This window comes from Streptomyces sp. UF-297, from assembly GCF_058245575.1.
In genome coordinates, this window is sequence record NZ_JBSIBZ010000158.1 from 1 (window position 1) to 10,250 (window position 10,250).

10 protein-coding genes are annotated in these 10,250 nt (G+C 69.5%); 1 reads left to right on the forward strand and 9 read right to left on the reverse strand.

All coding sequences use genetic code 11. The features are described 5' to 3' along the window. Window positions 1-25 precede the first annotated feature (25 nt). From AC4IJH_RS42385 to AC4IJH_RS42425, 9 genes are all read right to left on the reverse strand, one after another. Complete coding sequence (locus AC4IJH_RS42385) at window positions 26-787, reverse strand: MerR family transcriptional regulator (RefSeq protein WP_490857382.1); 762 nt, start codon at window positions 785-787, stop codon at window positions 26-28. Between the two features lie 207 nt (window positions 788-994). Continuing rightward, window positions 995-1,258 carry a hypothetical protein gene (locus AC4IJH_RS42390; protein WP_490857383.1) on the reverse strand — a complete coding sequence of 88 codons (264 nt, stop codon included), beginning with the start codon at window positions 1,256-1,258 and terminating at the stop codon, window positions 995-997. Between the two features lie 82 nt (window positions 1,259-1,340). Then, window positions 1,341-1,544 (reverse strand): hypothetical protein, encoded by a 204-nt coding sequence (locus tag AC4IJH_RS42395; protein WP_490857384.1) that lies wholly within the window; start codon window positions 1,542-1,544, stop codon window positions 1,341-1,343. 23 nt (window positions 1,545-1,567) lie between these two features. Then, window positions 1,568-2,224 (reverse strand): methyltransferase domain-containing protein, encoded by a 657-nt coding sequence (locus tag AC4IJH_RS42400; protein WP_490857385.1) that lies wholly within the window; start codon window positions 2,222-2,224, stop codon window positions 1,568-1,570. A gap of 1 nt (window position 2,225) precedes the next feature. Further along, window positions 2,226-2,354, reverse strand: coding sequence for a hypothetical protein (locus AC4IJH_RS42405; RefSeq protein ID WP_490857386.1), 129 nt, complete (start codon window positions 2,352-2,354; stop codon window positions 2,226-2,228). A 151-nt stretch (window positions 2,355-2,505) separates the two neighbouring features. Then, window positions 2,506-2,682, reverse strand: a complete 177-nt coding sequence (locus AC4IJH_RS42410) for a hypothetical protein (protein WP_490857387.1) — start codon at window positions 2,680-2,682, stop codon at window positions 2,506-2,508. 345 nt (window positions 2,683-3,027) lie between these two features. Further along, the gene (locus tag AC4IJH_RS42415) at window positions 3,028-5,139 is read right to left on the reverse strand and encodes a DNA gyrase/topoisomerase IV subunit B (RefSeq protein ID WP_490857388.1); all 2,112 of its coding nucleotides are present in this window, start codon (window positions 5,137-5,139) and stop codon (window positions 3,028-3,030) included. 90 nt (window positions 5,140-5,229) lie between these two features. After that, window positions 5,230-7,275, reverse strand: a complete 2,046-nt coding sequence (gyrB, locus tag AC4IJH_RS42420; RefSeq protein ID WP_490857389.1) for a DNA topoisomerase (ATP-hydrolyzing) subunit B — start codon at window positions 7,273-7,275, stop codon at window positions 5,230-5,232. 414 nt (window positions 7,276-7,689) lie between these two features. Further along, window positions 7,690-7,830, reverse strand: a complete 141-nt coding sequence (locus AC4IJH_RS42425) for a hypothetical protein (RefSeq protein ID WP_490857390.1) — start codon at window positions 7,828-7,830, stop codon at window positions 7,690-7,692. A gap of 874 nt (window positions 7,831-8,704) precedes the next feature. On the opposite strand from AC4IJH_RS42425, the gene AC4IJH_RS42430 reads away from it, so the two are divergent. After that, complete coding sequence (locus AC4IJH_RS42430; protein WP_490857391.1) at window positions 8,705-9,253, forward strand: hypothetical protein; 549 nt, start codon at window positions 8,705-8,707, stop codon at window positions 9,251-9,253. The last annotated feature ends 997 nt before the right edge of the window (window positions 9,254-10,250 follow it).

Below are 10,250 nucleotides of genomic sequence, written 5' to 3' on the forward strand. Positions count from 1 at the left end.
CCCGTGGCGGCGGCCCGGTCCCGGATCAGCGCAGCCGAGTTGCGGCGTACGCCTCGATGGCGGCCCGTTGGTAGGCGGCCAGGCCCGGTGCGATCGCCTCGTACACCGCGCGCCAGTGTTCGTTCTCCACACAGCAACGCCCGATCGCGCGGTACTCCTCGGCGGTGGCTGCCCGGCTCCGGGCCAGTGTCCGGTACTGGGTGTCGATCTCGGCCTGCACCGCGTCGGCGTCAGCGGGCAGGCCGGTGGCCAGCAGTTCCGCCAGCCGGATCATCTGTGCCGTGCGCTCGCGCTCGTCGGCCTCGCGCTCGGCCTCGCTCAACGCCAAGGTGTGCCGCTCGACGGCGTCGACCAGTTCCGGGAAACCGCGCAGGACCTTCATGCACTGGGCAGGCCGGATGCCCTCGAACAGGTTCTCCGGCCGGCTGATGTTGATCATGTCTGTGCCGTCCTTCCTGGACCGTTCCAGTTCGGTGATCGTGCGAAAGACGGTGCCGGCCAGGGCATCCAGCCGGTCGCGCTCGGCGAGCAGCCGACGGTGATGGCCCCGCAGGGCCTCCAGTTCATCGACCTGCGCGGCCAGGATCCGGCCGATGTCGGGCAGTCCCAGGCCCAGCGCCCGCAGCACGAGGATCTGCTGCAGCCGCAGCAACTGCCGCTCCTCGTAATAGCGGTGGCCGTTGGCCCCGATCCAGGCCGGCGGCAGCAGGCCGATCTCGTCGTAGTGCCGCAGCGTCCGGGCCGTCACACCCGACATCCGGGCGACCTCCGCGATCGGCCAGGCCATCGCCGCCTCCCCCACGTGTGCCTCACCGGGCCGGAAACTCCGGCCCTGCTCAGGACGGTAGAGGCTGCCGCTGCGGCAGCTTCAAGCCCAACTCTGAGCTCCTTACGCGCCGATCGGCAACTACACAGACGGCGAACACGATCGGCCTCCTTGCGCCCCGAGTGCCGCGCGAGGTGTGCGGCAGCAACTGCCCGTACCCGCGGGTGCTTACCGTTCTGGCTGCGAATCGAGGGACAGGCCGAATGACACCTCGGCACGGGTCTTCCCCTCACCCGCGCACACGAAGTGTGCGGGATCGACGGTCTTCAGGGCCACGACAGGCCGGGCAAGGCGCTGATGGGCGGCCTGCTCGCTGATGCCGAGCGCAGTGCCGATCTGGGCCCAGGAGCTGCCGCGCTGCTGGGCGGCGCCGACCGCGCGGATCCTCGCCGCCTCTCCGGCCGCCTCCAGACGGGCGACCGCGGTGAGCACAGCGAGCGGGCGCTGGTTGGCGAGCCCGCGCCAAGGCGCGCATCGCTCTTCTACCGGATGTCTGGGAGGAAGGGCCCTGCGGTCAGGGAATGGTGTGCAGTTTCTGCCTGCCGTCGGGGGTGATGGTGAATCGCCAGTCACTCCAGGCCGGCCACCCCGGTTCGGTCCAGGGCCGCGGTGCGCGCTGCTGGCGCAGCTTCATGAAGTAGACCTCTTCGATCAGGCCGCCTTCCGCGCCGCCGTATTCGTCTGGTCGCGCCCACGCCAGGACGTCGCCGCGGCACATGGGGGATGCCAGGGGGGCGAGGATCAGGCCGCCGGGCCGGACTTGCTGCAGCCAGGCGAGCGGGGTCTGCTGGACGGCTGCGGTCGAGACAGCAGGTCGTAGGGTGCCCGGTCCTGCCACCCCTGCTCGCCGTCCGCGCGTACCACCGTGATGGCTCCGTAGCCCAGGGCGGCGAGCTGCTCCTCGGCGCGGGCCGCGATGTCCTTCTGTGTCTCGATGGTGACCAGGTTCCGGGCGCCTATGCGGTGTGCGGTCAGGGCCGCGCTGTAGCCGGTGCCGGTGCCGATCTCCAGTACGCGGTCACCGGACCGGGGGTTGAGGTGGTGCAGCATCTCCACGACCACCGAGGAGCAGGAGATGGATGAGGTGAACTCGCCGCTTGTGGCGGGGCCGTCATCGATGCGTACGGCGCCGTCGGCGATCTGTGTGATCAGGGCGGCGTGCGGCCGGTAGACGGCCCGGAGCCACTGCCGGGGCCGCTCGGATCGGTCCAGGACCGGGTAGAAGCCGTCCACCCGTTTGTGCCACCACACCCGCTCGGGCACGAAGTGCTCACGCGGCACCGCAAGGTATGCCTCGTACAGCCTCTGGCGGCCGTCGTCGAAGTATCCGGACCGCTCGCCGAGCTCGTCCGCGCAGGCACGGCGCAGCACGGATGGGTCCACTTCGGCAGCGCCCACGTCAGTCGTCGTCGGGAAGGCCGGGGTCTTCGTCTCGGTGGCCGTTGCCGGTGTCGTCCTGGCCGCCGTCCTGGGTGTCGCCGTCCCCGCGTTGCGGAGGGTCCTTCTTGCTGCCGTTCGTGCGGTACATCGCAGCTCAACTCCCAGTACACAGCGGTTCGGTTCCGGTTCCCACCCGCAGTGGGGCGCGCGGCCGGCACCCCGCCAAGACGGGCCGTCCGGCCCAGTCCGGGCCGGAGCACGGTCCCCAGTGGCCGTGGACAGGAACCCCGGCCCGCCCGTCACCAGCAGGACCCGACTGACAGCTCCCAGACGAAGGCGCCGGAGGCGTAAGGCAGCGCCGCTTCGGCCAGTTCCCCTCCAGGGCCCTGGGGGACGTGGAGGAAGCGGGCGTGCAGCAGGTCGGGTTGCAGGCAGGCCGAGCTGATGGTGCCGAAGTCGCGCTCCGCGACGCTCACCTGGACCTTGGCCGGGTGCGGGGTCGGTGGTCGGGGTGCGCGTCAGCAGGACGTCGGCGTCCAGGAGGGCCAGGAGCGCGGGGTCGGTGCTGTCCACGATGGCCAGTACGGGAACGTGCAGTGTGCGCGCGACGGTGGGCTGGACCTGCGAGGCCTCCGGCAGGCGGTCGCCGGACAGCGGCAGACGGGCCGTGGGGGCGGCCTGGAGCCGGTCCACGACCATCAAGGCCAGATCTTCCACGTGCGGGGTGGTACCCGCGATGGCCTGGACAGTGACGTCGCTGCCGCCGACCACCACGACGCCCCGTCATCCAGCCGGCACCGAGGCGCGGATGCGGCGGTGGCTCAGAGGTCGAGCCGGGAGCGGTCGAGTCCCGCGGCGGAGCGTGAGATGAACGCCTTGCGGGGCGCGACGTCGTTGCCCATCAGGAGGTCGAAGACCTGCTCGGCGGCTTCCAGGTCGATGAGGTTGATGCGGCGCAGGGTGCGGCGCCGCGGGTCCATTGTTGTCCCCGCCAGCTGGTCGGCGTCCATCTCGCCGAGGCCCTTGTAGCGCTGGATGGAGTCCTTGTACCGCACTCCCGTGCTTCGGAACTCCGTGAGTGTGTCGCGCAGTTCGCGGTCGGAGTAGGTATAGACGTACTTGTCCTGGCCTTGCCTGGGCTGGACGAGCTCGATGCGGTGGAGCGGTGGCACCGCGGTGAAGACCCGGCCGGCCTCGACCATGGGCCGCATGTAACGGTGGAACAGGGTCAGCAGCAGGGTGCGGATGTGGGAGCCGTCCACGTCGGCGTCGGTCATCATGATGATCTTGCCGTAGCGGGCCTGGCCGAGGTCGAAGGTCCGGCCGGACCCGGCCCCTATGACCTGGATGATCGCGCCGCACTCGGCGTTCTTGAGCATGTCGGTCACCGAGGCCTTCTGGACGTTGAGGATCTTGCCGCGGATCGGCAGCAGCGCCTGGAACCCGGAGTTGCGCGCCAGCTTGGCGGTGCCCAGTGCGGAGTCGCCCTCGACGATGAACAGTTCGCTGCGCTCGACGTCGTCGCTGCGGCAGTCGGCGAGCTTGGCGGGCAGCGAGGAGGACTCCAGGGCGGTCTTGCGGCGCTGGGCGTCCTTGTGCTGACGGGCGGCGATACGCGTACGGGCCGCGGCTACGGCCTTGTTCATGACGGCGCGGGCCTGCTGGGCGGCGTCGCGCTGGGCGGAGGTCAGGAATGCCTTGAGTTCCTTGGCCACGACGGTGTGCACGATGCGGCGGGCCGCCGAGGTGCCGAGGATCTCCTTGGTCTGGCCCTCGAACTGCGGCTCGGCCAGGCGCGCGGTCACGATGGCCGTGAGACCTTCCAGGGCATCGTCCTTGGTGATGTCGTCCTCGGCGGCGCGCAGCAGCTTCTTGGCCCGCAGTACCTCGTTCATCGTCTTGGCTACTGCCTGCTCGAAGCCGGTGACGTGGGTGCCGCCCTTGGGGGTGGCGATGATGTTGACGAACGATCTGACGGTGGTGTCGTAGCCGGTGCCCCAGCGCATCGCGACGTCGATGCCGAGTTCCCGGGTGACCTCGGTGGGCGTCATCTGCCCGTGCTCGTCGAGCACCGGGACGGTTTCCTTGAAGCTGCCCTGCCCGCTGAAGCGCAGGACGTCGCAGATGCCTCTGTCGTCGGCCAGATACGCGCAGAACTCGCTGATGCCGCCGTCGAAGCGGAAGGCCTCTTCGCCCTTGCTGCCGTCTGCGCCGAGGCCGTACTCGTCGCGGACGACGATGGTCAACCCGGGCACCAGGAACGCGGTCTGGCGAGCGCGCTGGTGCAGCGTGTCCAACGAGAGCATGGCTCGCCTGAGGAAGATCTGGCGGTCGGCCCAGTAGCGCACGCGCGTGCCCGTACGCGACGCGGGAATCCTGGCCGTTCGGCGCAGGCCCTGAGCAGGGGTGAAGGGGGCATCGGGTCCGGGGGCGGTGTAGGTGCCGGGGATGCCGTGGCGGAAGCTGATGGCGTGGGTGTGTCCGTAGCGGTCGACCTCGATGTCGAGCCGGGCGGAGAGGGCGTTGACCACCGAGGCGCCGACGCCGTGCAGACCGCCGGAGGCGGCGTAGGAGCCGCCGCCGAACTTTCCGCCGGCGTGGAGTTTGGTGTAGGCGATCTCGACGCCGGACAGGCCGGTGCGGGGTTCGGTGTCCACGGGGATGCCGCGGCCGTTGTCGCTCACCTGCACCGACCCGTCGCCGTGGAGGATGACTTCGATGCGGTCGCAGGCGCCGGCCAGAGCCTCGTCGACGGCGTTGTCGATGATCTCCCACAGGCAGTGCATCAGGCCGCGGCTGTCGCTGGAGCCGATGTACATGCCGGGGCGCTTGCGCACGGCCTCGAGTCCTTCGAGGACCATCAGGTGCCGCGCGGTGTAGTCGGAGCCGTCCTGGACGGGGCTGCCGGTGGACGGGAGGGGGAACGTGCTCACGCAGTGCTCTCTTCAGCTACGGACGGGCAAGGGCGGGTCGCCCAGGCCGCGGATGCGGCCTGGGCGCATGGGCGGCCAGGAGCCGGCTCGTCAGATGTCGAGGAAGCGCACGTCTTTGGCGTTGCGCTGGATGAAGGAGCGCCGGGCCTCGACGTCCTCTCCCATCAGGACGGAGAAGAGGGCATCGGCGACGGCCGCGTCGTCGAGGGTGACCTGGCCCAGGACACGGTGCTCCTGGTCCATGGTCGTAATGCGCAGCTCCTCGGCGTTCATCTCGCCCAGGCCCTTGAACCGCTGGACGGAGTCGTCCTTGACCCGGCGGCCGTCCTGCCGGCCCCGTTCCAGCAGGACGCCGCGTTCGCGCTCGGAGTAGGCGTACTCCACGTGGTCCCGGCTCCACTTGATTTTGTACAGGGGCGGGCGGGAGAGGTAGACGTGCCCGTGCTCGATCAGCGGCCGCATGAAGCGGAACAGGAAGGTCAGCAGCAGGGTGTTGATGTGCTGGCCGTCGACGTCGGCGTCCGCCATCAGAATGATCTTGTGGTAGCGGAGCTTCTCGATGTCGAAGTCCTCGTGCACGCCCGTGCCGAACGCGGAGATCATCGACTGGACCTCCTGGTTGTGCAGGATCTTGTCGATACGGGCCTTCTCGACGTTGAGGATCTTGCCGCGGATGGGAAGGATCGCCTGGTACTGCGGGTTGCGGCCGGACTTGGCCGAGCCGCCGGCCGAGTCGCCCTCGACGATGAAGATCTCACTCTTCGTCGGATCGTTGGACTGGCAGTCGGACAGCTTCCCCGGCAGGGCCGCTGACTCCAGCAGGCCCTTGCGGCGGGTCAGGTCCCGTGCCTTGCGAGCTGCCAGCCGGGCGGTGGCCGCCTGGGTCGCCTTGCGGACGATGTCGGCCGCCTCGTTGGGGGTGCTCTCGAACCAGTCCGTCAGATGCTCGTGCACGACCTTCTGTACGAACGTCCTGGCCTCGCTGTTGCCCAGCTTGGTCTTGGTCTGGCCCTCGAACTGCGGCTCACCCAGCTTCACCGAGATGATCGCCGTCAGACCCTCGCGGATGTCCTCACCCGTGAGGTTGCCGTCCTTCTCCCGCAGCAGCTTCTTCTCACGCGCGTACCGGTTGACGACCGTGGTCAGCGCCGTGCGGAAGCCCTCCTCGTGGGTGCCGCCCTCGTGGGTGTGGATGGTGTTGGCGTAGGAGTAGACGCTGTCGGCGAACTGACTGTTCCACTGCATCGCGACCTCCACCGACAGCAGCCGCTCGGTGTCCTCGGCGGCGATGGAGACGACGGAGGGGTGGACCGGCTCCCCCTTGCGGGCATTGAGGTAGGCGACGAAGTCGGTGATGCCGCCGTCGTAGCGGTAGGAGACCGTCTTCGCCGCCTGCTCCCCGGGGGTGTCCGGACCCGCTTCGTCAGCCGCGGCCGTCGCGCGGGCGGAGGCACGCTCATCGGTGAGAGACAGAGTCAGTCCCCGGTTGAGGAAGGCCATCTCCTGGAACCGCCGGGCCAGCGTCTCGAAGGAGTACTCGGTGGTCTCGAAGATGCCGCCGTCCGCCCAGAACGTCAGGGACGTGCCCGTCTGCGCGGTGGCCTCGTGGCGGGCCAGCGGCGCGGTCGGCGCCCCGTCCTTGTACTCCTGGGTCCACCGGTAGCCGTCGGTCCAGATCTGTGCCGACAGCCTGGTCGAGAGCGCATTGACCACCGACAGACCCACACCGTGCAGACCGCCGGAGACCGCGTATCCGCCGCCCCCGAACTTGCCGCCCGCGTGCAGCACCGTCAGTACGACTTCCACGGCCGGCCTCTTCTCCACCGGGTGCATACCCACCGGGATGCCGCGCCCGTTGTCGGTCACCCGCACGCCGCCGTCGGCCAGGATCGTCACATCGATCCGGTCGGCCACCCCGGCCAGCGCCTCGTCGACGGAGTTGTCCACGATCTCCTGCACCAGATGGTGCAGACCCCGCTCCCCCGTGGAGCCGATGTACATGCCGGGCCGCTTGCGTACGGCATCGAGCCCGTCCAGGACGGTGATCGCGGTGGCGTCATACGCGGCAGACCCGGCACGGCCGTTCTGCTCGGCACCGGAGATATCGGAGGCGGCGTGAGTGCCAGAACTAGTCACAATGCTCTCTTTTCGGGCACAGCAAACCACGCCCCCGCGCGCCACGGCGCGAGAGCGGTCGGATCGCTGGACGGAAAACGTGTCGCGGGCAGGCCAAAGAAGACCCTTGGGGCCCGCAGATCCCGGCACCGGGAAGGCGACGAGACGCTTTCCACGATACCCAAGGCCCCACTCGAACCTGGGGCAAGAAGGTACCCAAGCGCCCCTCTCCCGGCCGATCGGCCCGCCAGTCAATCCCCCCTGCCTACACAGCGGCAAAATCCCGGAGAATGGCACATGGGGGCCTTCTGGGTGCTCTGGTACGCCGGGCTACGGGGGCGTTTTCGAGCGCGACGCTCCGCAGCCGCAAGCCGACCTCCTGAGGCACGCGGCGGCCCTCCGTCCACAGTGGTCAGCGATGACCGGCCTGGTCAGTCAGTCGCCTGCCCGGTAGCGAGTGAGAGAGGCCAGCTGCGTGGCGAGGGAGGCGACGCCGTTGTCACTCCCGTACTCCACGACGTCGGCACGGGCGCAGCGGCCGCGGTGCGCGGCGTACGTGAGCGACCAGGCGGGCATCGTCCCGGCGCGTGCACCATCCGACGGTCTGCCAGTCCGAGGCGCTGCCGCCGTAGTCCTCGCCCAGCACCTTCCCCTCGTGCCCGAGGCCGAGCCAGACCTCGATCCGCCAGCGCAGATGGATAGCCAGCGGGAACAGCCCAGGGCTTCAACGCCATCCCCCAGCCCCTTCGGGTTTGCCTCGGCGCTCAATCGCGGCACCGCGCCTCTTGCCTGTTTCTGACCTACTCCGACTGTCCCCCTGCAACGCATCCTGGAGGTCGCCAACAGAGCGGGCTGCGGATGGTGGGCGCGTACGCCGACGACCGGGGCCGGCACGTGCTCGATCAGAAGCGGCTCCGCGCCGGAGGCAAGACCGTGTAGTGCGAGACCTCCGGCCGAGGCAGACGCTTGAACGTAGGCGGTGTGCGGCGATTCGTACGTCGGATCGGCCCCCCACCCTTCACGATCTTGGTGTCCTTGAGGACTCCCACAGAAGGGTTCGACCCCATGGTCCGAGCATCACGCACGATCGGCCTGCCGACCGCCTTCGCCGCTGTTCTCCCGGCAGTGACCGGCTCCGCCGCGGCCGCAGAGCCGAAACAGAGCAGTCAGGAAGCTTTCGGCGGTGAATACCCCCAGAGCGAACTGGCGTGTCCCAGGGGCAACGGGATGGCCTTGAAGTCCTGAGAGCCCGGCGCGGTCCAGAAGGGCCCAGCTCCGCTGTGCCGACCGAAGGGTGCGGTGGCCGCGCGGGTGTCGTGACGACCCGTCCTAACAGACATCTGCCGAAACCCGGGCGCGCGTCCGGGGGCCTGGTCACCGAAACCGTCCCGGCCGCCGCACGGACCGGGTGCGCAGTGGCTACCGGGCCCGATCTCTCCGGAGCGATGCGATGGAACTCGACCGCCTGCTTCCCACCTACGACCTCCGCTCCCGCTTCGCCCGGCGGATCGCGGCGGACCCTGCGACCGTATGGCGGGCACTGACCGAGGTCACCGCCGGGGAACTGCCCGTCTACCGGATGCTGATGCGGCTGCGCCTGGGGCGCCGGGGCCGGGTCGAGGGGCCGTTCATCGACAGTTTCCCCACGCCCACCCTGGTCACCGTGGACAGCGAGGAACTGGTCAAGGGCATGGTCGCCCGGTTCTGGAAGACCCACCCCCAGCCCGCCCCCATCCCTCCGGGGGACGTCGCGGCGTTCCTCGCGTTCGACGAGCCGGGCTGGGCCAAAGCCGCCCTGAGCCTGCGCGTCGTCCCCGATGCCGACGGCTCGCTGTTGTCGTTCGAGACCCGGGTGCACTCCACCGATGCCCGTGCCCGACGTGCCTTCCGTGCCTACTGGCTGCTCATCCAGCTCGGCGGGGCGGCCTACATCAGGATCGAGGTCCTGCGCGCCGTGGCCCGCCGCGCCGAACACGCCGCTGCCTCAGGCCGCCCATAAACGGCGGGTGTCCGCGGACTCTCCGAACTGCTCAGCCCCCAGGCCGCCTTCGCCACCGTGTCCCGCGACACCTTGAACCGCTCAGTCAACCCCCATCCCGACACCGTCAAATTCAACCGGCGGCCACAACGGAATCGCTCAAAGATCCACTCACACGATCTCTACGCCCACGGGCTCCCGACACAATCGTGATCAACGCAGCCAGCGTGGCCGGCCAAGCAGCCCAAAGCTCCCATTACTCTCCATCGGGGGCTCGCCGCACAGCGCCACCGGGCGCTCCCCTCCACCATCGACGAGAGGGAACCAGGCACCGGGATACCGACGCCCAAGTCGCACAACTCCTTCTCGACGGCGTTCTGGGCGCCGTTGAGGCGCACGATCCGCACGATGCGGCGGGTGGCAGCGCCGAAACAGACGGCCTACCGGGGGCACGGCCCAGGACGCAGTCCCACAGCGGCCAGCCGAGCCCGGCCAGATCGTACTGTTCCCCGCCGGAGGTGCGCGGCTGCGTGGTCAGAGCAACAGCAGCCACCCCGCCGGCAGGAGGCGAACCCGCGAGAGCACCAGACCGGACGGAGTATCAAGTCCGGCTGCACGTCCACGGTCAATGCCCATGCCGACAGGATGGCCCCATCCAGGCCACGGCACGCCAACCCACCACTCGAACGGGCGCACTGGCCGCTCCATGCTTGCGGGCCGCCCGCCCTGCAATGCGCCGCGTTGGAGTCCCCTCAGGACGTCACTCGCGGTCCGGACCACGGGTCCGCTCATGCCGACGGCTGGGGCACACCAGGCCCGCAAGGTTCGTCCCACGATCTTCAGTCCTGCGGTGTTGAGGGCGATGAGGAGCGACTCGGCGGCACGACCGACAGCCTTCTTCGGATCAACGAAGGCCACTACCAGCGGTCCTTTGGGGGTCGGTGAAAGTCGGCCCGGGGCGCGGTTCCGGCCTTTCGGCCGGACCGTTTCCCCGGACCGCTTCCCGAACCCGGCGGGC